Here is a 216-nt window from a genome sequence, read left to right on the forward strand (position 1 = left end):
AACGGGTTTCCCTTCCAGCAGATATTGGAAATTCAAATCTCTCCGGCAGGCCGATTCAATACGACGGGAACTGAAAACCTGGTTCATGCTGGCATAAATGACGATGGCCAGTAACTGGCGTGGTGAAGCCTGATTTTTTTCGATACGAGAATACGTCTGGTACAGCGGTGATAAATCCATCCTTTCTATGAGCAGCTTCACTAACCGCACGGGATC

The 216-nt window shown here is 47.7% G+C and carries 1 protein-coding gene; it reads right to left on the reverse strand.

Annotated features, from left to right (window positions below; all coding sequences use genetic code 11):
• Positions 1-216, reverse strand: a 216-nt coding sequence (locus ACE418_RS13615; RefSeq protein WP_416451099.1) for a transposase, incomplete at both ends; no start/stop codon positions are given.

This window comes from Megasphaera jansseni (genome assembly GCF_047974155.1).
Classification (GTDB): domain Bacteria; phylum Bacillota; class Negativicutes; order Veillonellales; family Megasphaeraceae; genus Megasphaera.